This is a genomic window from Verrucomicrobiota bacterium (genome assembly GCA_016871535.1).
Taxonomy (GTDB): domain Bacteria; phylum Verrucomicrobiota; class Verrucomicrobiia; order Limisphaerales; family SIBE01; genus VHCZ01.
Window position 1 is genome coordinate 1 of sequence record VHCZ01000013.1, and the last position, 24,622, is coordinate 24,622.

Below are 24,622 nucleotides of genomic sequence, written 5' to 3' on the forward strand. Positions count from 1 at the left end.
AACTGCCTTCGCGCAGCACGCCGCGCTCGCGGAGTTTGAAAGCAGTCGCGGGAAGCGAAGTCATTCGGCGGATCGCGTCCTCCAACCGCAGGACTTTCAGCTCGCGAACGTAGCGCGAGAGGATGCGCGCGTTGTTTCCATAGCCGCGCGGATGCGGAACGCCCTCGTTAAATCGCCGGACGCCGCTATCGGAAGCAATCATCGTGTTTGGATGACTCAGAAACTTTCGAAGGTCGTCTTCGTTGATGCCGTGGAAGACGCCGGATGCGCCGCCGTTCTTGTGAATTTCCAGAATCAATTCGATCTGGTCCTCCAGCGAATCGGAGCCGCGCGCGGATTGGGCGGCTTCGACGACACTTTTTCCATTCAGGCTCGTGTCCTTCTTGTAATTGGCGATGACGGCATAGGCGTAGTTTTCGCGCTGGCTTTTCCTCAGACTGTCCTTCATCTGTTGCACGATCTTCGCCTTCTGAGCGGGATCATTGAGGCGTTCCGTGAACTTTTCGTTGCCGCCTTCGCGCGCCTCGGACGGCACGAGTTGGCTGAGACCCGTGCTGGATGCCGTGTAAGCGTATTGGTCCTGCGTGATGTCCAGTCCCTCCGCGCGCGCGCGCGCGATCGCGGCCAGCACTTTGTCTGCTTGTCCCCACGCGCTCGGACCGGAGAGCTTGATGTGAGAGACGTGGGCGCGGACGCCGGCCTCCCGGGCGATTTGGAAGAGCTCGTTGAGCGCGTCGAAAATCCGCGGCCCTTCGTCACGCATGTGGCTGGCGTAAATTCCGTCGTAACGCGCCACGACTTTGGCGAGTTCGACGAGTTCCTCCGTTTTGGCGAAGGTACCTGGCAGGTAAATCAAGCCGGTTGAAATCCCCAGCGCGCCTTCTGTCATCGCTTGCTCGACGGAGGTTTTCATTCTCGACAGCTCCTCGTCGTTGGGAGGACGCATGAAGGAACCGCCCATTGCCGCGGATCGAATTGTGCCGTGGCCGATTAGCGTTGCGACGTTCACGGAGGCGCCGGTCGATTCGATCTGACGCCACAACTCAGCGATGTCCCGCATGGACGAACCGCAATTGCCCAGCACCAGCGTGGTCACTCCCATGCGCGCGAAATTCTCGGCCAACGGCATTTCACGGATGTCCTCCGCATGCGTGTGAACGTCGATGAATCCGGGCGCCACGATCAAGCCTGTGGCGTTGATTTCCTTCTCCCCGGCGCCGAGATGTTTTCCCAGAGCCGCGATTCTCCCGTTCTTGATGCCGACATCCGCGAAGTAAGCCGGATTTCCCAGCCCGTCCACGATTCGACCGTGGCGGATAACTAAGTCGAAGGTTTCAGACCTGGCGCGCGAACTGAAGAAGAGGAAAACGCAGAGGCAAAGCGTACGGTGGCTGACTCGCATCGGACGTTTCTAACGGGTGTCGCGAAAAAAGGCGACACCGGACAAGAGATCAAAGAGATCAATCTTGCCTCATCGTACCGCGTGGCAGTTGGGCCAGCGCATGTAAATCGTACGAGCTGTCTGACAGAAGAATCAACAAGTCAAGAATCGACCCGTTCACAGCATGATTTGCTCAGTCATGCTCCTTGGCAGCTCACTTTCTTCTGCTCGCTCGTTCCCGAAGCCATTTCACATCCGGACTGTTCGCTATGAAGTATCGATCCTCGAAACGATTGCTCCGTGTCCCAAAAACCCACTCCCCCTTTGACGCAGTTGGCGTAGGTTTGTCCATCCGGAGAAAAAGCGCCGCTCTGCCATTGAGTGCCAAGCTGGATTTTTTTCACTTCCCGCCATGAGGCGGTTTCCCAAACGATGATCTCAGTGATGGCGTTGGCCGCCAGGAAGCGACCATCTGGCGAAAAGGACAGCGAACCCATGAACCGCTCGGTGGACCCGGAAAGTGTCGTGAGGAGTTCCTTCGAGGCCACATCCCAGATTTTGACGGTCAGATCGTGGCCGGCCGTGGCCAGGATTTTTCCATCCGCCGAGAATCGCCCACACGGTGCGTGTGACCGCGCCAGGTGAAGATTTCGTCGCCCTGGCAACGCTGCCACAGGTAGCGCCACTCAAACCCGCGCAGGTCGTCCTCGCCGGGCTTGGGGGAATGGTATTTTTTCAGCAAGCTCACCGCGCGGCCAAGGTGAGACTCGTCCAGGGCGACACTGGCCAGTTTCATGTCGGCGACATACAAGCTGAGGCGTAGCTCCCGCGCGTTCTGTTCAGCGCGCTGGAGGTTTTGATCGGCCCGCAACCTTTCGTCATATTCGGCTTTCCGGGCCTGGTCGATTTGAAACGCCGCGATGGGCGAGCCAATAGCGACGGCGAGGAGGAGGAGCGCCATGGCTGCACTGAGGCTTGCAACACGCGGATTGCGTCGGCACCAGCGCCAGGCGCGTTCAGTCTGGGTCACGCGACGCGCAAGAATTGGTTTGTCGGCGAGGAAACGGCCTAATTCCTCGGCCAGTTCTTGCGCGGTGGCGTAGCGTTTGGCCGGCTCCTTCTCCAGGCATTTGAGGCAGATCATTTCGAGGTCGATGGGCAAGGTGCGATTGAACAAATGAGGCAAGACCGGATCGCTCTCCAGCATCAGCCGCAACGTTTCTACTGCAGTCGGAGCTTGGAAAGGTGGGCGGCCCGTGAGCAACTCATAGAGCAGCGCGCCCAACCCATAAACGTCGCTCCAGGGACCGATCTGGGATTTGTGATTTCTGATTTCTGATTTCTGATTTTCGCTCGACGTCGGCACGTTGACTGAACGGTGGCTTTCAGTCTGGACTCCGCGCTCCGCGTGCCACACTCCGCATTGCTCCGGCGGCATATAGCACGGTGAACCCATCGGCGCGCCTGATTGCGTAAGCTGAGAGTCGTCATGCACCAGCCGCGCCAGGCCGAAATCCAGCACGCGCGGTTGTTGTTCCGGCGTCAGGATCACGTTGGCGGGCTTGACATCCCGGTGCAGCACCCCTTGCTGATGCGCATAATGAATCGCCGACGCCACAGCCGCGGTGATCTCCGCCGCTTGCTTGGGCGAGAAGGGCCGCGTGCGCGCCAACTCGGCCAGGTTCGCCCCCGGCACATAGTCCATCGAGAAGTAATGCTGCCCATCCTGTTCGCCGATGTCGTGCACGCTGACGATGTTCGGATGTTGGAGCTTCGCCGCCGCGCGGGCTTCGCGTTGGAAGCGCTCCACATCCGTCGGCGTGGCCAACACGCCGGCGCGGATCAATTTCACCGCGACGATGGCATCAAGGCTCGTGTGGCGGGCTTTATAAACGATGCCCATGCCGCCGCGGGCGATCTCTTCCAGCAGTTCGTATTTGCCGAGTCGTCTCGGCGCGCTGGGCGGCAGGGCGGAATCTTCCGGGATAACGATGTGAAGCGTAGCTTTAGAGTCGGATTCGGTCGGAGTGACTAACGGAATCTCAGCGGCGGAGAGACCGCCGGCCACCAGACAGCTTGGGCAAAGGCCGGCAGGGGCGTCCGCGGGCACGGGTTGGCCGCATTGGGGGCAGGAAGCGATACTCTTGGTCATGATTTGCTTGAAGTGGGGGCTGAAGGGGATGCCGGAGGCAAGGTGTTCAGCGGCGAGAGGGTGACGCCTGTGTGCTCCTCCTCCGGCGCCTGAGAGCGTGCTGCCATCGACTGCGTGGGTGGCGCTGGGATGACGATCAGGTGCTGGCACTTGGGGCAGAGAATCTGTCGGCCGGCGTGGCGTTCATCGACCCGCAACCGCTGCGCGCAATGCGGACAGGCGAACTTGAAATCGCTCATGACATTCGGACCTTTCACACCGGTTCTATTGTGTTCAGGTCGAAAGGTTGCAAAGTTTTTGCCGTGTCGAGCAGCCCAGGAGCAATCGCGGTGAAGCGGCAGTTACGATGCGAGCACGCGGAACAGATGCCGCAATTCGTCCTGAACTTCATCGGGACCGGAAACCGTCTGCGCCACTTCCTCGCGCAAAAGTTCCCGATAGCGTTGGCGGAGTCGGTGGACCCACGATTTCACGGTTGATTCCGTCACGCCGAATCGAGGAGCAAGCGCGGCGTAGCCTTCACCGCTCGGTTCGCCCAGTAACGCGCCTTGGAGCGCCTCGAAGCGTTCGATCGTCCCGAGTTCCTCTTGCTCTGCCTGGAGCCGCGCAAGCACGCGATCCAGCAGCGTCAGCGCCCAGCGCCGCTCAAAGAGTTTGTCTGCGCGGGCGAGATCCGCCGGTTCCACTTTGTAGCGCCCTTCTGCCTCGAGCGCGTCGAGGGGAACGAGTTCGAGGCCCGCCCCTCGCTTGATCCGGTTGGACTTTTGCCATTCGTTGGCCAGGAAGTTTTGCATTCCGCAAAGCAGAAATGTGCGGAAGCGGCCTTTGGCCTGGTCCGCCCGGGTGATCCAGTCGCTCGCGAGCAGGCGATAAAAGAATTCTTGCGTGAGATCCCGCGCATCCTCTGGAGCGAAACCTCGCCGGCGCACAAAGGCATAAAGCGAATACCAATAAGCGCGGCAAAGTGCTTCGAGCGCTCCGCGAGATTGCGGCGAGATCTTGCGCCCGGCGGCTAACACCACACTCCAATGAGTCGTCCCGAAAACGGCGTCGCGGAGGTGAACATCGGAAGTTTCGGAGCGGCGCTGCACCGGGCCAGCATAAAACATATCTGCGTGGATATGCACGCCCAATGAACGATGGTGAAGAAGCGCGGAAGCGCGCCGCGCTCCGAGTGTTTGCTCTGAGGATTTCTTTCCTGTAGAAACGAAACCGCTAAAAGTTCAATCGTAATGCCTGTAATTTATGCCGACACACTGGGAAGGGATTTTTTGCGCGTTGTGGACCCCGACCGATGAAAACGGCGCGATCCTCGAAAAGACGCTGAAAACGAACCTTGAGTTCGTGACGAGCAAAGCCGTCCAGGGCTTGCTTGCGCTGGGAAGCACGGGCGAGTTTCTCCAACTGGAGGTGTCCGCTCGGAAAGATTTTCTGAAGAAAGTGCTGGCCTGGTCGGGCGGCTTGCCGGTCATCGCGAACATCAGCGACATCCGGCCCAGTGTGGTGGCCGAGTTGGGCCGAGTCGCCCGCGAGCACGGCGCGGCCGCGGTCGCGGTGTTGCCGCCATATTTCTTCCCGCTCGCCCAGGCTGATCTGGCAGAGTTTTTCGTCCGCGCCGGAGAAGCGGCGAAGCTTCCGCTGTTTCTCTATAATTTTCCCGAACGCACTGGGAATCGGATTGCGCTGGAGACGGTCGCGGCAGTTGCGGATCGAATCCAACTTGCGGGAGTGAAGCAAAGCGGCGCTGAATTCGCGTATCATCAACCGCTGGTTGAATTGGGGCGCCGCAGGAGTTTCGTCGTGTTCACAGGCTCTGATACTCGTCTTCCGGAGGCCATGGCGATGGGCGTGAACGGATGCGTCAGCGGGCTTGCCAACGCTGTCCCGGAAGTGATGTTGGAGGTTTTCGCGGGCGCCCGGCGCGGACCTGGTTCGACGCAAAGCCGAGCAGCCGAGCGAATGCGTCAGCTTGGCGAGCTGGTCGATCGGCTGGAATTTCCACTGAACGTCGCGGCCGTCATCGAGGCGCGAAATCTTTCTCCGGGCCATCCGAAGTCCGTGGTTTCAACAGAAACTGAGCAGCGGTACCAAAAACTGAAAAGCGAGGTGCGGCAACTTTTCCAGGAATGGAGGTTGATCTGATGGATCGGCGTTCAGTGTGGTTTCCGAGGCCCGGCCTTTTCGCGCAGAGCCACGACGATTCGTTGATGGGCGCCGGGAAATGCGAGGTCACGCAATTGACGCGCGGTGCACCAGCGTGTTCTTGGGACCCTCTCCTGAAGCCGGACATCTGTGGTCGCGGTGAATACTTCCAACTGAATGCGGTAACGAGTGATCGTGTGATTGACGACGCAGAGCGCTTGAACGTCGCGGGCGCGGAAGCCGAGACATCGGCGAGCTTGGCTTTGAACGCTCTCAGCACGACCGTTTGTTTCCAGGTTGGGAAATTCCCAAAGATCGGCGTTGACGCCGTCTGGCGGCCGCTGCCGGACCAGGAAACGCCCGCGATGACGAACTGCGAAAGCCACGAGCCGGCGCAGTGCAGTTTTGGGCCGGGACAACTTGACGGGGTATTGCTCAACTCGACCTTCCCTAAAAGCGCGGCAGAATTGTCGGCAAGGACATCGCTCGCATTTCGGCTGACGCGGAGCGCAGACCGTAGCGCCAAGCTCCATGAGCGCTTGATTCAGATCGGCGCAGCTTCGTTGCTGGGGTTTCGGGTTCTCAGCGGCGAAACTCACCAGGGCCTGAGCCAGAGACCAGAGCCGGCGTTGGGTCCGGGATTTCGCGGGATGGGTTGCGATGCCGAAAATGCGTGTCAGGACGCGAGTGACGTTGCCGTCGAGGATGGGGGCTGGTTGGTTGAATGCAATGCTGCAAATTGCGCCCGCCGTGTAACGTCCGATGCCGGGGAGCGTGATGATCTCGCCGAAAGTTCTCGGAAAGTTTCCGGCGTGGTTTGAAACGATCAGGCAAGCGGCTCGCTGGAGATTCCGCGCTCGAGTGTAGTAACCGAGGCCCGCCCAACATCGCAGGACGTCGGAGACCTTGGCGCGGGCGAGCGCGCGGACGGTAGGGAATCGCCGCATCCACCATTCCCAGTACGGAATGACTGTTTTAACCTGAGTTTGTTGGAGCATGATTTCCGAGATCCAAATACCGTAAGGATCAGAGGTCCGACGCCATGGGAGGTCGCGAGCATTTTGCCGGTACCAACCAAGCAAAGGACGGACAAGGCATTGGGGCGCGGACATACGGCTTTCAGTTTCGGGCTGGCGAATGGAAGGTTGCGCCGCCCATACCTGTCAACCGCATTTACTGATCAGACCGTGGGATAGGATACACTTTGCCAGGAGGGATTTTGGCCAGCCGCGAGGAGCGCGCGAGGCGGTGGATCCTTGCGATCCACAACGAGCGAGCGACGAAGCGGCGGGCCAAAAGACCCCCGGCCCTGCGGGTTGCGCCGCATTTGGGATCTGGCTTTGTTGCGCCTCAGTCGAAGATCCACCAGGGATATTCTCCTTCGTCGCGCCTGAGCCCAAATGCGACGCAACAAAGTGTATTCTATCCCACGGTCTGATCAGTAAGCACGAAGGCGTCTTAACAATCCGAAAGAGAATTGGCGGATGCTTCTGCGCCTCTTAAGATCGCGTTGTGAAACCGCTCACGACTTACACCTGCAAACTGACCGACGCGCAATCGAAGGCTCTGCTGGCCTGGCTGCGCGCACAGGATTACGAGTTTCGGGACGTTCCGTATGCTGTATTCGCGGCCGCGAAAGAAGACGTGAACATCGTGGCCTACGAGAGTCGGAAACTCGTGGTCCAGGGAAAGGGAACACAGGACTTCGTCGAGTTCGTTCTTGAACCCCAGATCCTGCGCGAGGCACGGCTGGGTTACGAAGCGATTTTGAATCCCGATCTGCTGCTCCCGCGCATAGGCGTGGACGAAAGCGGGAAAGGCGATTTCTTCGGGCCGCTGTGTGTCGCGGGAGTTTACGTCAATGCGCAAGCCATCAAATCCTGGGAAGGATCGGGCATCAGGGACTCGAAAAAGATCTCCAGCGACAAAGCTATCGCGGACTTTGCGGATCTAATAAACCGGACGCCAGGGTGCATTACGCGAGTCGTTCCGATCGGAAACGAGGCGTACAATCGGCTCTTCAGAAGATTGCACAGCGTCAACACCATGCTGGCCTGGGGCCACGCGCGAGCGATCGAGAACCTGATGCTTCAGAAGCATCGGATGAATCCCCCGCCCGTTCGTGCGATTAGCGATCAGTTTGCGGCGAAGAAGGAGGTCGTGGCTGGGGCCCTGATGAGCTTGGGGCGCGAGATTGAGTTGATCCAACGCCATAAAGCGGAGGCCGACGTTGCGGTCGCCGCCGCCTCAATACTGGCCAGGCACGAGTTTTTGACTCGCCTGGCCGCCATGGGCAAGAAATGGGGCATGCATTTTCCGAAGGGAGCCTCTCAACTCGTGGAGTCGGCCGGAAAGGAGTTCGTTGCGAAACATGGGCCAGAAAGGCTTTCAGACGTGGCAAAGATGCACTTTCGGACCTCGGCTCGCGTGTTGGGAGTTGCGAACTCGAATTCAGAGAAGTCTGGGTAGCGTAGAGTGGTTAATCTGGGGCTATAATCGACTTGGCTAATGCGTCCGCCGAAACTAGGGCTAAGCTCCGACAATTGCGGAGGATGGAGAAACAGAGTAGTTTCGTGTGAAAATTATCTAAAAAACCATTGACACTCGAACGGGCGCTTCTATATTCCGTCGAAAATTAAAAACGCCGTCAGACAGTTAGAAAGCCATTAATCCCGGATGCTTTTCCTGAAGAGAAGTCGGGGTTAAGATAGGCTTTTTGTCCTTTTTCGGGGGTCAGGATGGAAAAGTTGACGTTGCCCATGTAGCTCAGCCGGCAGAGCGCGTCCTTGGTAAGGACGAGGTCATCAGTTCAATCCTGATCATGGGCTCCAGTCTCTGACTCGAGAGCAAAAAGAACGATAAACAATACCAGGAACTCGCAATGGCAAAAGAAGCATTTCAGAGAAACAAACCCCACGTAAACGTTGGGACCATCGGGCACATTGACCACGGGAAATCCACTTTGACGGCCGCTATCGTTCAAGTGCAGGCCCGCAAAAACATGGCCAAACTCATCTCCTACGCAGAAATTACCAAGGGCGGCACCGTGCGCGACGAAACAAAAACTGTCACAATCGCGGTCTCCCACACGGAGTATGAAAGCGACAAGCGGCATTATGCGCACGTCGATTGCCCCGGCCACGCCGACTACATCAAAAACATGATCACAGGCGCGGCGCAGATGGACGGAGCCATTCTGGTCGTGGACGCATCGGAGGGACCGATGCCACAAACCCGGGAGCACATCCTCCTGGCTCGTCAAGTGGGCGTGCCGGCTATCGTCGTATTCCTAAACAAGGTGGATTTGGTCGATGATCCGGAACTTCTCGATCTGGTGGATATGGAAGTTCGCGATTTGTTGACGAAATATGGTTTCCCTGGGGACAAGACGCCCGTGATTCGAGGGAGTTCAAAAGCGGCTTTGGCAGGAACGCCGGAAGGCAACAAAGCCATTCAGGAGTTGCTGGACGCAGTTGATTCTTTCATTCCGCTTCCTGTTCGTGAAGTGGACAAGCCATTCCTGATGTGCGTGGAAGACGTCTTCAATATTGAAGGTCGAGGAACCGTAGTCACCGGGAGAGTCGAACGCGGCACACTCAAACGGATGGAAGAAGTGGAAATCGTCGGGCTTCGAGAAACGCGCAAAACCGTCGCGACCGACATTGAAATGTTCCGCAAGTTACTGGACTCGGCCACGGCGGGCGACAACGTGGGTGTCTTACTTCGCGGTGTCAAGAAGGAGGAAGTCGAACGCGGCATGGTCCTGGCGAAACCGGCGAGCATCACGCCTCATACGCACTTTAAGGCCGAGGTATATGTGTTGTCGAAGGATGAAGGTGGTCGCCACACGCCATTCTTCTCAAACTACCGGCCCCAATTCTACTTCCGAACCACTGACGTAACCGGGACGGTTGCGCTCCCTCAAGGTGTTGAGATGGTGATGCCCGGGGATAACGTCTCGGTGGTCGTGAAGGTGATTGCACCGGTGGCGATGGAAAAGGGCCAGCGCTTTGCTATCCGCGAGGGTGGGCGGACCATTGGCGCGGGAAGAATTACCGAGGTCATCGAGTAACAAACTTAACCCAAGCAGAAAAACAATCAGGGTAAGATCATTCTCCCGAAAACCGTATGTATTTTAGGGCGGTAGCTCAATTGGTAGAGTAGCGGTCTCCAAAACCGTTGGTTGGGGGTTCGAGTCCCTCCCGCCCTGCCAATGAAAAAGCCGGAGGGGTGGCAGAGTGGTCTATCGCGACGGTCTTGAAAACCGTTAAGGTGTAACAGCCTTCGGGGGTTCGAATCCCTCCCCCTCCGCCAAGAAAAACCTGTGAAAGATTATATCGGATTACTGATTTGGGCGGTCATCATCGGAGGCGTTTTTGCCTTCGCGTGGCGCAAAGGGCTTTTGCTTCGGATGGCGAATTACGTCATGGAGACGCGAGAAGAATTGAGAAAATGCACTTGGCCAACATATGACGAACTCAAAGGGTCAACCATCGTTGTCCTTGTTGCGACCGCCATCCTTGGCGCCTTCACTATCGGAGCTGATGCGGTCATTTCTCAGGTGATCGGCCTGGTCATGAGGTAGTCGCTTCTGCCGCAAGCCTATGCAAACTCAGTGGTTCGTCATCCATACCTTGTCGGGACAGGAGCACAAGGTCAAAGAGAGCATCGAAAAGCGCGTCAAGACCGAGGAAATGGGTGACTACATCAAAGAAGTCCTGGTGCCCATGGAAAAGGTTGCCGAAGTTCGGAGTGGACGCAAAACCGTTACGACGCGCAAGCTTTATCCAGGCTACGTTTTCGTTGAAATGGTCTTGCTGGATGACAACAAGCGCGTAATCGAGAAACCCTGGTATTTCATTCGAGAAACTCAAGGGATCATCGGTTTCGTCGGCGGAGATCGCCCGACCCCCACGTCTCGAGAAGAGATCGAGTCGATAAAAGCCCAAATCTCTGACTCGGAGGATCGGGAACGCCCGAAAGTCACCTTTGAAGTGGGCGAGACGGTGAAGATTAATGACGGTCCGTTTTTGAACTTCAGCGGAGTTATAGAGGAAATTGAACCGGATCGTGGCAAACTGAAAGTGACCGTGAATATCTTCGGCCGGAATACCCCGGTCGAGTTGGAATACTGGCAAGTGGAGAAGGCGTAATTTATGGCAAAGAAGATCGTTGGACAAATCAAGTTGCAGATTCCTGCCGGCCAGGCCAATCCGGCGCCGCCTGTGGGGCCGGCGCTTGGCCAGCAAGGCGTGAACATTATGGCCTTCTGCAAGGAATTCAACGCTGCGACCAAAGAACAAGCCGGCCTGGTTATTCCGGTTGTGATCACGGTCTATCAGGACAAGTCTTTCACCTTTATCACCAAGTCGCCGCCGGCTTCGATCCTTTTGAAGAAAGCAGCCGGCATCGCTTCAGGCTCAAAGGAGCCCAACAAGGAAAAAGTGGGCAAAGTCACGAGGCAACAAGTGATGGAAATCGTGAAACTCAAGTTGAAGGACCTCAATGCTTCAAACGAAGAAGCCGCTTTCCGGATCATCGCTGGAACAGCACGGAGTATGGGAATTGAGGTTCAAGGATAACCCAAACGCGGGAGAGCTTGCCGCTCGCTTGCACCGCAATCTCAAAATGCCAAGCAAACGTTTCAAAAAAGCACTGGAATTAGTGGACTCAAACAAGACCTATCCACTCAAGTCGGCCGTGGAAGTTTTGGCCAAATTCCCCAAAGCCAAGTTCGACGAGACAGTCGAACTCGCTTTCCGGCTCGGGGTTGATCCCAAGCAATCAGACCAGATGGTCCGAGGCACAGTGCCGTTGCCCCACGGGACCGGAAAGAAAGTCAGAGTCTTGGTGTTTGCCAAGGCCGGGGCCGCCGCGGACGCCGCAAGGGCAGCCGGCGCTGATTTTGTGGGCTTTGAAGATCTCGTGAAGAAGTGCCAGGAAGGCTGGGCGGATTTCGACGTGGCTGTCGCCACACCGGACGCGATGGTCGAAGTCCGCAAGTTAGGCAAGGTGCTTGGACCACGAGGATTGATGCCGAACCCCAAGACCGGCACCGTGACTGAGGATACAGCCAAGGCCGTCAAGGAAGTGAAGGCGGGGCGGGTGGAGTTCAAAATCGACAAAGCGGGCAACGTCCATGTCCCCATCGGTAAACTTTCTTTCAAGGCGGATCAGATTCTGGAAAACGCAAGGTCGGTCATCGAAGCGGTTCAAAAAGCGCGGCCTGCCAGCGTCAAAGGGCAGTTCATCGCAAGTTGCACGTTGACGGCGACCATGAGTCCGCCGGTGCGTCTAGATTTGCGGGAACTGCAAGCTGCTGCTTGAACTAAAACTCTTTTCCCTCAAAAAACAATGCGCCAAGAAAAACACTTTATCAGCAAAGAGTATCTGGGACGTCTGAATGGGTCGCCCTTCTTCATTGTGGTGGATTATCAGGGGCTCCGGGTTGCTCACTTCACCGAGCTCCGTAAGCGGCTGGCCAAGGTGGGAGCGGAGGTCCACGTGGTCAAGAATTCACTTTTCCGAGTCGCGGCCAAAGAAGCGGGCTTGGTCGATTTGGGAGGAGTGTTGACCGGCCAGCTCGCGGTCATCACAGGCCAGCGCGACATTTCATCCACGGCCAAGACCGTCAAAACATTTCGTTCGGAGTTCGATAGGCCCAAACTAAAGTTCGGATATCTCAACAGCCAGCGTCTGGAGGCGGCGGATCTGGTGTCCCTGGCGGACCTTCCCTCCATCGAAGTGCTCCGCAGCCAGCTTCTGGGAGTGCTCCAGGCGCCTGCGGCGAAGCTCGTTCGATTGCTGAATACTCCTGCGACTCAGTTGACGCGGGTGCTGCAAGCGAAAGCCGAGAAGGGCTGAAGTATTTTCAATCCTGAACCCGAACCACTTTGGTGCCGGACATCCTCCCACTTCTCGCAACGGATTTGGTGAATTTCGTCGCCACAAATGTCAAGGCGACGGAACAAACAACACGAACAAAGTAAATCGTCGGCCCACGGGCTGTGGGCTCAAACCATCCGTAGCCTCGGATGACGACGAAACTGAAAGGTCACATATGGCAGACATAGCCGGAATAATTGAACAGTTAAGCAAGTTGACGGTCATTGAGACCGCTGAGTTAGTGAAACAGCTCGAAACCACCTGGGGTGTCAGCGCCGCCGCGCCGGTAGCGGTCGCAGCGGCTGGAGCCGCTGCAGGTGGAGCGGCTGCCGCGCCTGCTGCGGAAGCCAAAACCGCTTTCGATGTCATCCTGGCCAGCGTGCCGGGCGACAAGAAGATCGCGGTCATCAAAGCCGTTCGGGAGGTCAAAGCCGGACTGGGGCTGGCGGAAGCGAAGAAACTGGTGGAAGAAGCGCCGAAACCTGTCCTGGAGGGGGCCAACAAGGCCGATGCCGAGGCCGCCAAGAAGAAGCTTGAGGACGCAGGCGCGAAAGTTGAACTCAAGTAGAAATAGCTTATTGTGGGCGGTGGCCTTGTGCCACCGCCCACTCCTGATTGGTGCGAACGAGCCAAACTGATTCTTCGAAAGAAACGGCTCATCTTTGGGCCATGAAAAGGGATTTGCCGGCCAACCTTTCGCCTGGCGGCGGCAGGCGCCGGTATTGTGTTGTCGTCGGTAACAACTGTCTGGTCCAGACCAGAAGAAAGCATTAGAGGTCACCATGCCATCCAGAGCGTCTGAGCGAATCAATTTCGGTAAGATTAAGGAGATTATCGCTCCTCCCAATCTGATCGAAATCCAGATCAACTCCTACAACGAATTCCTCCAGGCCGAAGTTGCTCCATCCAAAAGGAAGAACGTCGGGTTGCAGGCCGTGTTCACCGAGGTCTTCCCGATTGAAAGCTACGACGGCAAGTGCGTGCTGGATTATCACAGCTACGAAATCGGCGATCCGAAACTGGACTGGCTGGAGTGCCTGCGCGAAGGAATTACGTACGGAGCGCCTCTTCACGTCACTTTCTTGTTGAAAGAGGAAAAGGGCACCAAAGAGGAAAAGGTGTTCATGGGCGAACTCCCGCTCATGACCCCGCAAGGAACGTTCGTGATCAACGGCGCCGAGCGTGTCATTGTCAGCCAACTGCACCGGTCGCCGGGCCTGGCGTTTGAGGCCACGCAGCATCCAAACGGCAAGACTTTGCATTCGTTCCGGATCATTCCCGACCGCGGCTCCTGGTACGAAGCGCAGTTTGACACGAGCGATTTGCTCTACGTCTATCTGGATCGAAAGAAGCGTCGGCGAAAATTCCTCACGACAACTTTCTTCCGAGCGTTGGGTTACAGCTCGAACGCGGACATCCTGAAGCTCTTTTACGACATCGAAGATCTGAGCCTGAAAGAAGCCGAAGGCCTGGATGACATCCAGAACAAGGTTCTCATTGAGGACGCGGTTGACGCGGAAAAGAATATCGTTGTCGCTCGAGCCTTCGAACCCATTTCCAAAGCGGTGCTCAAGCAGATCGCGGAGTTGGGGATCTCGAAAATCAAGGTAGTCGATACCTCAGTGGATGACGGCATCATCATCAAATGTCTCAAGAAAGATCCCACCAAGAATGAAGAGGAAGCTCTCAAGGATATTTATCGGAGACTGCGCCCGGGCGATCCGCCGACGGCAGCGAACGCGCGGGCTTTGATCAAGCGGCTCTTCTTTGATCCCAAGCGCTACGATCTCGGCCGAGTCGGGCGGTACAAGATCATGCAGAAGCTGGGCTTGAAGGCCCCGGAAGACACGCGCATCCTCACCAAAGAGGATTTGGTCGCTGCCACCAAGTATTTGCTTCGCCTGAAGAAGGGGGAGGGCACGCTGGATGATATCGATCACCTCGGCAGCCGCCGAATCCGGACGGTCGGCGAATTGCTCGCCAACCAGTGCCGCGTGGGTCTCGCCCGGACAGAACGGCTGGTCAAGGAGCGAATGACGTTGTTTGACCAGGGCATGGACACCATGACGCCGCAGAAGCTGATCAATCCCAAGGCGCTTTCTGCCGTGGTCCGCGATTTCTTTGGCCGCAGCCAGCTTTCCCAGTTCATGGATCAGATCAATCCGCTGGCGGAGTTGACGCATAAACGGCGGCTCTCAGCGTTGGGGCCTGGCGGACTTTCCCGGGACCGTGCGGGATTCGAAGTCCGTGACGTGCATCCCTCGCATTACGGACGGATTTGCCCGATTGAGACGCCGGAAGGCCCGAACATCGGTCTGATCGCGTCGCTGGCAACATTTGCCCGCGTCAACGAGTTTGGTTTCATCGAGACACCTTACCGCAAGGTCGAGAAGGGCCGGGTCACCAACCATGTCGATTACCTCACGGCAGATCGCGAAGAGCAATTCATCGTCGCTCAAGCCAACGCCGTCATCGACGATAAAGGCCGCTTCCAGACCGACAAGGTCATGTGCCGGTGCAAAGGCGATTTCATCGACGTCGATCCCAATCGCGTCGATTACATGGACGTTTCTCCCAAACAATTGGTGTCCGTCGCCGCGGGCCTGATTCCGTTCCTTGAGCACGACGACGCGAACCGCGCGTTGATGGGTTCCAACATGCAACGCCAGGCGGTGCCGCTGTTGGTTACCGAAGCGCCGCTGGTGGCCACGGGCCTGGAAGAGCGCGTCGCTCGCGATTCTCGGGCGGTCATCGTTTCTGACGAGGCGGGCAAGGTCGCCTCCGTGACCGCAAACCAGATTATCATCACCGCGGATGGGAAACTGCCTGAAGGCAAGAAGCGGATTAAGCACGACCCGGCCGAAGGCATCTACGTTTACAGCGTGCGCAAGTTCATGCGCTCAAACGCGGCGACCTGCATTAACCAGAAGGTGCTCGTGACGAAAGGCGATGCGGTCAAGAAAACCCAGGTGATCGCCGACGGGCCCTGCACGTTCGGCGGAGATCTCGCGCTCGGACGCAACGTGCTTTGCGCGTTCATGCCATGGAATGGCTACAATTTCGAGGACGCGATCCTGATCAGCGAACGGATCGTCAAGGACGATGTTTTCACTTCCATACACATCGATGAGTTTGAAGTCGGCGCTCGGGATACCAAACTGGGTCCGGAAGAAATCACACGAGACATCCCGAATCTCGGAGAAGAAGCCCTGAAGAATCTCGGCCCGGACGGCGTGATTCGGATTGGCGCGGAAGTGAAACCCGGAGACATCCTGGTCGGAAAGATCACGCCGAAGAGCGAGACCGAACTGGCGCCGGAAGAGCGATTACTGCGGGCTATTTTCGGTGAGAAGGCCGCAGACGTGAAGGACACGTCTCTGAAAGTTCCTTCTGGGACTTACGGCATCGTGATGGATGTCAAGGTTTCCTCCAAAAAAGACGTGGACCGAAGCAACCGGGTGACTCCCACGGAGGCCAAGAAACACGCGAAACAGGTTGACGAAGAGTTCAAGGCCAAGATGGATGAATTGCGCGAGCAACTGACGGAAGCGCTCAGCAATATCCTCCTGGGGGAAAAGATTCCGCTGGATGTCGTCAATTCGGAGACCGGCGAGATTATCATTCCGGCCAACCGCAAGATAACCAAGACGCTCTTGCGCAAGCTGGCCAGCGTGTATGATCGCATCGAGATCGACCCGTCGCCGATTCGCAACAAGATCAACGAGATCATCGGCAGCTTCAAAAAGCGATTCGACGATTTGCAGATGCAGCACGACGAAGAGATGGAGCGCGTCGAAGCGGGTGACGGTGTCGATCCCGGCATCATCAAATCGGTCAAGGTCTATATCGCCTCCAAGCGCAAGCTTTCGGTGGGGGACAAGATGGCCGGACGCCACGGCAACAAAGGCGTCGTAGCCAAGATCGTTCCGGAGGAAGACATGCCGTTCCTCGCGGACGGCACGCCGGTCGATATCGTTTTGAATCCGCTCGGCGTTCCTTCGCGCATGAATGTCGGACAGGTGCTCGAAACACACCTGGGCTGGGCGGCCCGACTGCTCGGCTTGAAATTCGCCACGCCTGTTTTCGATGGGATCAAGGAAAAGGAAATTCGCGGCTATCTCAAGCAAGCGAGCCTGCCGGACCACGGCAAGACTTTGCTCTACGACGGCCGCACGGGCGAACCGTTCGATCAGGAAATCGTGGTGGGCTACATCTACATGATGAAGTTGGGGCACCTGGTGGCGGACAAGATTCATGCCCGCGCTGTCGGCCCCTATTCGCTGGTCACGCAGCAACCGCTTGGCGGCAAAGCTCAGTACGGCGGGCAGCGATTTGGCGAAATGGAAGTCTGGGCCATGGAAGCCTACGGCGCCGCGTACACCTTGCAGGAGTTGCTGACGGTGAAATCGGACGACGTGCAAGGCCGAACCCGCATCTATGAAAGCATTGTGAAAGGCGACAATGCGCTCGAAGCCGGGGTGCCGGAGTCGTTCAACGTGTTGGTCAAAGAAATGCAATCTCTGGGGCTGGATGTCAAAGTGGGTTACTCCAATCCGCTCGATCAGCCGGCGCAGCCCGCAACACTGACCGCGCTCGGCTAAGTTCGGCCGAATAACATCGATTCAACCGCTTTTTAACAACCATGAACACGAAAGAAACAGCCCGTGAATTGCTCGGCCTGGATAAGGTCAATTTGGTTGATTACGTCGCGATCTCGGTGGCCTCGCCGGAGGCGATTCGATCCTGGTCGAAGGGAGAAGTGAAGAACCCGGAGACGATCAACTACCGCACCTTCAAACCGGAGAAAGGCGGTTTGTTTTGCGAGCGCATCTTCGGGCCGGTGAAGGATTGGGAATGTTCCTGCGGCAAGTATAAACGCATCAAACATCGCGGCGTCGTCTGCGACCGTTGCGGTGTCGAAGTCACCCTTTCGCGAGTGCGCCGCGAACGCATGGGCCATATTGAACTGGCTGTTCCTGTCTCGCACATCTGGTTCTTCAAGTGCATGCCGTCGCGGATCGGGTTGATGCTCGACATGACGGCCCGAAATCTGGAGCGGGTCATTTACTACGAGGATTACCTGGTCATCGACCCCGGTTCGACTCCGCTGAAACAACACCAGTTGCTGAGCGAGTTGGAGTTTCGCGAAGCCAAAGAGACCTACGGGGCTGACGCGTTCGTCGCGAAGATGGGCGCCGAGGCCGTGCGCGAGGCACTCACGAAGGTCGATCTGGCGAAGCAGATCGACCAGTTGCAGATCGCAATGACCGAGACCAAGAGCAAGCAGATTCGGAAGAAGCTCGCCAAACGGATCAAACTCTTTCAAGGCTTCCTCAATTCCAGGAGCCGCCCGGAATGGATGATCCTGACCGTGCTCCCGGTGATTCCGCCCGACCTGCGTCCGCTCGTGCCGCTGGAAGGCGGGCGTTTCGCGACGTCGGATCTCAACGATTTGTACCGCCGCGTCATCAACCGGAATAACCGGCTGAAGAACCTCCTCCAACTCAAGACGCCGGAAGTCATCATTCGCAACGAAAAGCGCATGCTCCAAGAAGCCGTGGATGCGCTGTTTGACAACGGTCGGCACGGACGCGCCGTCACCGGCGCGGGCAACCGTCCGCTCAAATCGCTCAGCGACATGCTCAAGGGCAAGAGCGGGCGTTTTCGCCAAAACCTGCTTGGGAAGCGCGTCGATTACTCGGGCCGATCAGTCATTGTCATCGGGCCGGAGTTGCGCCTCAACCAGTGCGGCCTGCCCAAGAAGATGGCGTTGGTGTTGTTCGAACCGTTCATTATCCGGCGCCTCAAGGAGCTCAATTACGTGCACACGGTCCGTTCCGCCAAGAAGATGATCGAACGCCAATCCCCGGAGGTCTGGGACATTTTGGAAGAAGTCACCAAGGGCCACCCGGTCCTGTTGAACCGCGCGCCGACGCTGCACCGTTTGTCGATTCAAGCGTTCGAGCCGGCGTTGATCGAAGGCGAAGCCATTCGCATCCATCCGCTGGTTTGCACCGCGTACAATGCTGACTTCGACGGCGATCAAATGGCCGTCCACGTGCCGCTCTCGGTCGAAGCGCAGATGGAAGCGCGGCTGCTGATGATGGCGCCGAATAACATATTCAGTCCCTCCAGCGGCAAACCGATCATGACACCGACGCAGGACATCACGCTTGGTTGCTATTATTTGACAGCCAATCCGCGCGCGCTGGGTATGTCCGGTGCGTCGAGTCGTCCGAAGCTTTTTGGATCGAAGGACGAAGTCGTCTTCGCGCTCATGGACGGAGCGGTCCGCACTCATGAGAAAATTCAGTTGGCCAATCCCGATTTTGGACGAAAGACGATCTACGGCGATGCCGAGAAGAAGGTCGTCGAAACGACGGTCGGTCGCGTCATTTTCAGCGAAATCTGGCCGCCTGAACTCGGATTCCCGAACAAAGTCATCGGCAAGTCCCAACTCGGGGAGTTGATCTGGAATTGCTACAAGAACTGCGGGCACGAGAAAACTGTCGCCACGCTCGATCGCCTGAAAGAGTTGGGCTTCTACGAGGCCACGCGCGCCGGCGTCTCCATCGGCATCGACGATATGATCATTCCCAAGGAGAAAACGCAGGAGATCGAGTCCGCTCAGAAACAAATCAGCGACGTCGAGAAACAGTACCGCAAGGGCCTGATCACTCCCGGCGAACGCTACAACAAAGTCATCGACATCTGGACGCATTGCACGGACCAGATCGCGAACGTGATGCTGCGGACCTTGGAGCACAACCATGGCAAGCGCGAGTACAATCCCGTCTGGCTGATGGTGGATTCGGGCGCGCGCGGAAACCGCCAGCAAGTTCGCCAGCTTGCCGGTGTGCGCGGGCTGATGGCCAAGCCTTCCGGCGACATCATCGAAAAACCGATCCTTTCGAACTTCCGCGAAGGCCTGACGGTGCTGGAGTATTTCATTTCCACGCACGGCGCACGAAAGGGTTTGGCGGATACCGCGCTGAAGACCGCGGATTCAGGTTACATGACCCGGAAGCTCGTGGACGTCGCGCAGGATGTGATCATTCGGGAAGACGACTGCGGCACGACCAATGGCATCTGGGTGCAGGCGATCTACGAGGGCGAGGACGAAGTCGTCAAACTCAGCGAACGCATCTTGGGCCGGTTCAGCGCCGATGACATTTTCGATCTGCGGGACTCGAAGAAGAAACTGATCAGCGCCAATGAGGAGATCGACGAAGTTAAAGCCAAGCGGACCGAAGTGTCGGGGGTGGAAAAGGTGCGCATCCGTTCGGTGCTGACTTGTGAGAGCAAGCACGGCCTTTGTGTCGCGTGCTACGGGCGCAACTTGGCCACGGGCGGATTAGTCAAGCTCGGCGAGGCCGTGGGAATCATCGCCGCGCAATCGATCGGTGAACCGGGCACGCAACTCACGATGCGGACGTTCCACATCGGCGGCACGGCGTCCCAGGTGTTCAAGCAACCTCAGATCAAAGCCAAGCACGACGGTCTGGTGCGCTACAACGACCTGCGGCTCGTCGAGCTGGATGACGGCAGCAACATCGTTCTGAACAAGAACGGTTCCATCTCCGTTTTGGCGGAAGACGGCCGCGAACTCGAAACACACAACGTTGTCATTGGCGCCGTGATCTCCGTGCCGAACGGCGGCCCCGTCAAACGCGGCGAAACGTTCGTGCAGTGGGATCCGTACAACGTGCCGATTCTTTCCGAGAGAGCGGGCCGCGTGCAATTCCACGACATCATCGAGGGCGTGACGATGAAACAGGAAGTGGATGAAACCACCGGCCAGGAGGCCAAAGTCATTATCGAACACAAGGAAGATTTGCATCCGCAAATCATCATCAGCGACGACAAGGGCGAAGGCGTGGCAAACTATCCGATTCCTTCGGGCGCTCACATCGTGGTCAACGAAGGCGTCAAGATTGTGGCCGGAACGCTCATGGCCAAGACGCCGCGCAAAACTTCAAAAACCAAAGACATCACAGGCGGTTTGCCGCGTGTGGCCGAGCTCTTCGAAGCGCGGCGTCCGAAAGATGCGGCTGAGATTTCCAAGATCGACGGAATTGTGGATTTCGGTCCGAGCGTGCGCGGCAAACGCACGATCCTGATCAAGGACACTCAGACGGGCCTCGAAGAAGAGCATCTCATTCCCATCGGCAAACATGTCATCGTGTTCAAAGGCGACTTCGTGAAGAAAGGACAGCAGTTGACCGAAGGCCCGGTGGTTCCGCACGAGATTCTGGATGTGTGCGGTCCGCAGGAATTGCAGGAGCATCTGGTGAACGAAGTTCAGGAAGTGTACCGGTTGCAAGGCGTGACCATTAACGACAAGCACATCGAGATCATCGTGCGGCAAATGCTGCGCAAGGTCCGAATTACTGAGCCGGGTGACACGACCTTCTTGTGGGGCGAGCAAGTGGACAAGCTCCACTTTGAAAACGAAAACTCGCGCGTGGAAAAAATGGGTGGCAAGCCCGCCGAGGCCCAACCGGTCCTGCTCGGTATCACCAAAGCCTCGCTGGAGACCGACAGTTTCCTGAGCGCGGCTTCCTTCCAGGACACAACGCGCGTGCTCACCGAGGCCGCGACCATGGGTAAAGTTGATCGCCTCCGCGGCTTCAAGGAAAACGTGATCATGGGGCACATTATTCCGGCTGGAACGGGTTTCACTTATCACCGAAAGGTCCAGCTCAAGCCGTTGGTCGAAGAGTTGCCGGTAGAGGAAGAACCCGCTCCGGCGCCGGACGAAGCCATTGCGAGCTAAACCGGACGCGGGCAACGGGATCAAAAAAATCTCAAATACTTGTTGCAACGAAGAAGTCCTTTGTTAATATTCGCGCTCCGTTTTCCCAAGGGTCTGGGAAAAATGGCCCAAAAACCGGCCAAATCTGGAACGATTTAGCAAATCTCGATGCCGACGATCAATCAACTCGTCCGAAAAGGACGAAACAAGTTGAAGTATAAGTCCAAGTCACCTGCCTTGGAAGGCGCGCCCTACCGCCGCGGCGTGTGTGTTCAGGTCATGACTCGGACGCCGAAGAAACCCAACTCAGCGATGCGCAAGGTCGCCAAGGTCCGCCTGACCAACGGCTACGAAGTGATCGCTTACATTCCGGATGAAGGCCACAATCTCCAGGAGCACTCGATCGTGCTCGTGCGCGGCGGGCGCGTAAAGGATCTGCCGGGCGTGCGCTACCACATTGTGCGCGGCACGCTGGACGCAGCCGGAGTGGAAAAGCGGCGCGTCAGCCGGTCGAAGTACGGCGTGAAACGGCCCAAAGCGGGCAAGCCTGCGGCAGCCGCCGCACCCGCAGCCGCGAGTTAATTTTCTTATATGTCCAGAAGGCGTCGAGCAATCAAGAGACCCGCGGTGGAAGATCCCAAATACCACAGCACGCTGGTGTCTCGTTTGGTGAACGTGGTGATGCAACGCGGCAAAAAGAGCCTGGCGCAGCGCATCGTTTACGGCACGTTCGATCGGATCGTGGAAAAGAACCCAAACACGAACGCTTTGGAGATCTTGCAGCGAGCGGTGGACAACGCAAAGCCCAGGCTGGAAGTCAAGGCTCGTCGCGTCGGCGGCGCCACTTACCAGGTTCCGGTGGAAGTCGCACCGGACCGGCAGTTGGCCCTGGCGTTTCGGTGGCTGGTGGACCTGGCCGATGCGCGGAAGGGCGTTCCGATGAAAGACGCCCTGGCGGCGGAAATCATGGACGCCTATCAAGGCCAAGGCAACGCCATCCGCAAGCGCGATGAAGTTCATAAGATGGCCCAGGCGAACAAGGCCTTCGCCCATTTTCGCTGGTAGCACTTTAGTTGCTGGAATTGCCCCGACGGCTGGAATCAATCGGGGCATTTTTATTCTCTGACAGATGGAAGTTGTAATGGAAAAAACGAAATCGGTGAACTCGCCGAATCGAAAGTATTCGATGGAGCGCACGCGCAACATTGGCATCGCGGCGCACATCGACGCTGGGAAAACCACGACGACGGAGAGAATTCTGTTTTATACCGGCCTCATCCACAAGATGGGTGACGTGGATGACGGCAACACCGTCACAGACTGGATGGAGCAGGAGCGCGAGCGCGGCATCACCATTACCTCGGCGGCCACGACATGTTATTGGACGCAGAAAGAGGACGGGCTGCACAAGAGTTTCGTGGGAATTCCCCATCGCATCAACATCATCGATACCCCGGGCCACGTTGATTTCACCGCGGAAGTCGAGCGCTCCATGCGCGTGCTGGACGGAGCCGTGGCCGTGTTCTGCGGCGTGGCCGGAGTGCAGCCGCAGTCGGAGACCGTCTGGCGGCAGGCCACCAAATACCGGGTTCCTCGAATCGCCTTCGTGAACAAGATGGATCGGACGGGCGCCAACTTTGAAAACGCCGTGTCCGAGATGCGCAAGAAACTCGGAGCTTACGCCTACCCCATCGCCATCCCCATCGGTAAAGAAGAATCCTTCCGGGGGATCATCGACGTCGTGAGCCAGAAAGCGATCATTTATGATCCATCCGACGAAATGGGCCTCAAGTACCAGGTCACGGACATTCCCGAAGAAGACAAAGACCGGGCTCGATTTGCTCTGGCGGAACTGATCGACGGCGTGGCGAACAAAGATGACGAAATCGCCGAATTGGTCATTGAGGACAAGCCGATCGATTCGTTTGTTTTGAAGCAAGCGATCCGGCGTTTGACCTGCAAGATTGAGCTCGTGCCCGTGATGTGCGGCTCCGCGTTCAAAAAGAAGGCCGTCCAACCGCTGGTTGATGCGGTGATCGATTACCTTCCGTCGCCCTTGGACATCCCGCCGGCCGTGGGACAAGACGCGGACGATGCCCAAACCCGGATCGAAGTGACCCCCGATGACAGCGGGAAGTTTTGCTCGCTGGCCTTCAAACTCTGGAGTGATCCCTACGTCGGCAAACTCGTCTTCTTCCGCGTGTACAGCGGCACGCTGAGAAAGGGCGACATGATTTACAATCCACGCACGCGCAGGCGCGACCGCGTAAGCCGCGTGATGATGATTCAAGCGGACAAACGGATCGAAGTGGACACGGTTTACGCCGGAGATATCGCGGCCCTCGTGGGCCTCAAGAACATCACAACGGGCGATACACTCAGCGACGAGGATTTCTCGATTCTGTTGGAGCCGCCGACCTTCCCCGAACCTGTGATCTCGATGGCGGTGGAACCGAAGACCAAGGCAGATCGCGACAAACTGAGCGAAGGGTTGCAGCGGCTGGCGGAAGAAGATCCGACATTCCGCTGTTTTACCGACGAGGAAACGAGCCAGTTAATCATTGCCGGCATGGGCGAGTTGCACCTGGAGATCATCCGCGACCGGCTCCTGCGCGAGTTCAAGGTCGATGCGACGGCCGGCGCTCCGCAGATCGCCTACCGCGAGACGATCACCAGGCCCGCCGAGGGCGAAGGCAAATTCATCCGCCAATCGGGCGGCCGCGGCCAATACGGGCACGCTATCATCACGGTCGAGCCGAACGAAGCCGGCAAGGGCGTTGAGATTGAAAACAAGGTGGTCGGCGGAACGATCCCGAAGGAGTACATCCCGGCGGTGATCGACGGTTTAGAGGAAGCGATTCAGGGCGGAGTCCTGGCGAACTATCCCATCGTGGACGTGAAGGTCAGCATTATCGAAGGCACGTTCCACGAGGTGGACTCCAGCGAACTGGCGTTCAAGATGGCCGGGATTTTTGCGTTCAAAGATGCGGCGAAGAAGGCCAACCCCGTCCTTCTGGAACCGATCATGAAAGTCGAAGTGACCACGCCGGAGGAATATCAAGGCGATCTCCTGGGCGACCTGAATCGGCGGCGGGGCAAGATTCAGACGATCGAAGTCAAAAGCGGCGCGGTCGTGCTTTACGCGGAAGTGCCGCTCGCCGAAATGTTTGGCTACGCGACCGCCATTCGATCACTGTCCAAAGGGCGCGCGAATTATTCGATGGAACCGCTCCGATTCGAGCAGGTGCCTTCGGGAATCGCCGCGAGCATTTTAGACTTGGCAAAACCAAAACCGGCACGCACATAA

The 24,622-nt window shown here is 57.5% G+C and carries 20 protein-coding genes and 3 tRNA genes; 17 read left to right on the top strand and 6 right to left on the bottom strand.

What is annotated here, in order from left to right; genetic code table 11:
* The 5 genes from FJ398_03225 to FJ398_03245 all read right to left on the bottom strand — a co-directional run.
* Positions 1-1,402 (bottom strand): amidohydrolase family protein (locus tag FJ398_03225; protein ID MBM3836970.1); only part of this gene is annotated, 1,402 nt, incomplete at its 3' end.
* 176 nt (positions 1,403-1,578) lie between these two features.
* The gene (locus tag FJ398_03230) at positions 1,579-2,067 is read right to left on the bottom strand and encodes a hypothetical protein (GenBank protein ID MBM3836971.1); all 489 of its coding nucleotides are present in this window, start codon (positions 2,065-2,067) and stop codon (positions 1,579-1,581) included.
* Positions 1,947-3,533: a hypothetical protein gene (locus tag FJ398_03235; protein MBM3836972.1), complete on the bottom strand. Its 1,587-nt coding sequence runs from the start codon at positions 3,531-3,533 to the stop codon at positions 1,947-1,949. Before FJ398_03235 ends, FJ398_03230 begins: the two co-directional genes overlap by 121 nt.
* Positions 3,530-3,790, bottom strand: a complete 261-nt coding sequence (locus FJ398_03240; GenBank protein ID MBM3836973.1) for a hypothetical protein — start codon at positions 3,788-3,790, stop codon at positions 3,530-3,532. The genes FJ398_03235 and FJ398_03240 overlap by 4 nt, the downstream gene beginning before the upstream one ends.
* A gap of 84 nt (positions 3,791-3,874) precedes the next feature.
* On the bottom strand, positions 3,875-4,660 hold the full coding sequence (locus FJ398_03245; GenBank protein MBM3836974.1) for a sigma-70 family RNA polymerase sigma factor: 786 nt from the start codon (positions 4,658-4,660) through the stop codon (positions 3,875-3,877).
* Positions 4,661-4,778: 118 nt separating this feature from the next.
* On the opposite strand from FJ398_03245, the gene FJ398_03250 reads away from it, so the two are divergent.
* Positions 4,779-5,675, top strand: a complete 897-nt coding sequence (locus FJ398_03250) for a dihydrodipicolinate synthase family protein (protein ID MBM3836975.1) — start codon at positions 4,779-4,781, stop codon at positions 5,673-5,675.
* Between the two features lie 11 nt (positions 5,676-5,686).
* Here the strand turns inward: FJ398_03250 and mutY are convergent, their stop codons facing one another.
* On the bottom strand, positions 5,687-6,787 hold the full coding sequence (gene mutY / locus FJ398_03255) for an A/G-specific adenine glycosylase (GenBank protein MBM3836976.1): 1,101 nt from the start codon (positions 6,785-6,787) through the stop codon (positions 5,687-5,689).
* Positions 6,788-7,187: 400 nt separating this feature from the next.
* Between mutY and FJ398_03260 the strand changes: the two genes are divergently transcribed.
* The 16 genes from FJ398_03260 (at position 7,188) to fusA (ending at position 24,622) form a co-directional block, all read left to right on the top strand.
* On the top strand, positions 7,188-8,144 hold the full coding sequence (locus tag FJ398_03260; GenBank protein ID MBM3836977.1) for a ribonuclease HIII: 957 nt from the start codon (positions 7,188-7,190) through the stop codon (positions 8,142-8,144).
* Positions 8,145-8,430: 286 nt separating this feature from the next.
* A tRNA-Thr gene (locus FJ398_03265) sits at positions 8,431-8,506 on the top strand.
* Between the two features lie 50 nt (positions 8,507-8,556).
* Positions 8,557-9,747, top strand: a complete 1,191-nt coding sequence (tuf, locus tag FJ398_03270; protein ID MBM3836978.1) for an elongation factor Tu — start codon at positions 8,557-8,559, stop codon at positions 9,745-9,747.
* Between the two features lie 65 nt (positions 9,748-9,812).
* Positions 9,813-9,888 (top strand) — tRNA-Trp (locus tag FJ398_03275).
* 11 nt (positions 9,889-9,899) lie between these two features.
* A tRNA-Ser gene (locus FJ398_03280) sits at positions 9,900-9,989 on the top strand.
* A gap of 97 nt (positions 9,990-10,086) precedes the next feature.
* Positions 10,087-10,260, top strand: a complete 174-nt coding sequence (gene secE, locus FJ398_03285; protein ID MBM3836979.1) for a preprotein translocase subunit SecE — start codon at positions 10,087-10,089, stop codon at positions 10,258-10,260.
* A gap of 19 nt (positions 10,261-10,279) precedes the next feature.
* Complete coding sequence (nusG, locus tag FJ398_03290; GenBank protein ID MBM3836980.1) at positions 10,280-10,828, top strand: transcription termination/antitermination factor NusG; 549 nt, start codon at positions 10,280-10,282, stop codon at positions 10,826-10,828.
* 3 nt (positions 10,829-10,831) lie between these two features.
* Positions 10,832-11,257: a 50S ribosomal protein L11 gene (gene rplK, locus FJ398_03295; GenBank protein ID MBM3836981.1), complete on the top strand. Its 426-nt coding sequence runs from the start codon at positions 10,832-10,834 to the stop codon at positions 11,255-11,257.
* Positions 11,258-11,303: 46 nt separating this feature from the next.
* Positions 11,304-12,002 carry a 50S ribosomal protein L1 gene (locus FJ398_03300; protein ID MBM3836982.1) on the top strand — a complete coding sequence of 233 codons (699 nt, stop codon included), beginning with the start codon at positions 11,304-11,306 and terminating at the stop codon, positions 12,000-12,002.
* Between the two features lie 27 nt (positions 12,003-12,029).
* Positions 12,030-12,539 carry a 50S ribosomal protein L10 gene (locus tag FJ398_03305; protein MBM3836983.1) on the top strand — a complete coding sequence of 170 codons (510 nt, stop codon included), beginning with the start codon at positions 12,030-12,032 and terminating at the stop codon, positions 12,537-12,539.
* Positions 12,540-12,735: 196 nt separating this feature from the next.
* Positions 12,736-13,128 carry a 50S ribosomal protein L7/L12 gene (locus FJ398_03310; protein ID MBM3836984.1) on the top strand — a complete coding sequence of 131 codons (393 nt, stop codon included), beginning with the start codon at positions 12,736-12,738 and terminating at the stop codon, positions 13,126-13,128.
* Between the two features lie 214 nt (positions 13,129-13,342).
* Complete coding sequence (rpoB, locus tag FJ398_03315; protein MBM3836985.1) at positions 13,343-17,161, top strand: DNA-directed RNA polymerase subunit beta; 3,819 nt, start codon at positions 13,343-13,345, stop codon at positions 17,159-17,161.
* 41 nt (positions 17,162-17,202) lie between these two features.
* A complete protein-coding gene (gene rpoC / locus FJ398_03320) occupies positions 17,203-21,336 on the top strand; it encodes a DNA-directed RNA polymerase subunit beta' (protein MBM3836986.1) in 4,134 nt (1,377 codons plus the stop codon).
* A 147-nt stretch (positions 21,337-21,483) separates the two neighbouring features.
* A complete protein-coding gene (locus FJ398_03325; GenBank protein ID MBM3836987.1) occupies positions 21,484-21,897 on the top strand; it encodes a 30S ribosomal protein S12 in 414 nt (137 codons plus the stop codon).
* 9 nt (positions 21,898-21,906) lie between these two features.
* Entirely contained in the window at positions 21,907-22,380 is a 474-nt protein-coding gene (rpsG, locus tag FJ398_03330) for a 30S ribosomal protein S7 (protein ID MBM3836988.1), read from the top strand.
* A 64-nt stretch (positions 22,381-22,444) separates the two neighbouring features.
* Positions 22,445-24,622 carry an elongation factor G gene (fusA, locus tag FJ398_03335; GenBank protein ID MBM3836989.1) on the top strand — a complete coding sequence of 726 codons (2,178 nt, stop codon included), beginning with the start codon at positions 22,445-22,447 and terminating at the stop codon, positions 24,620-24,622.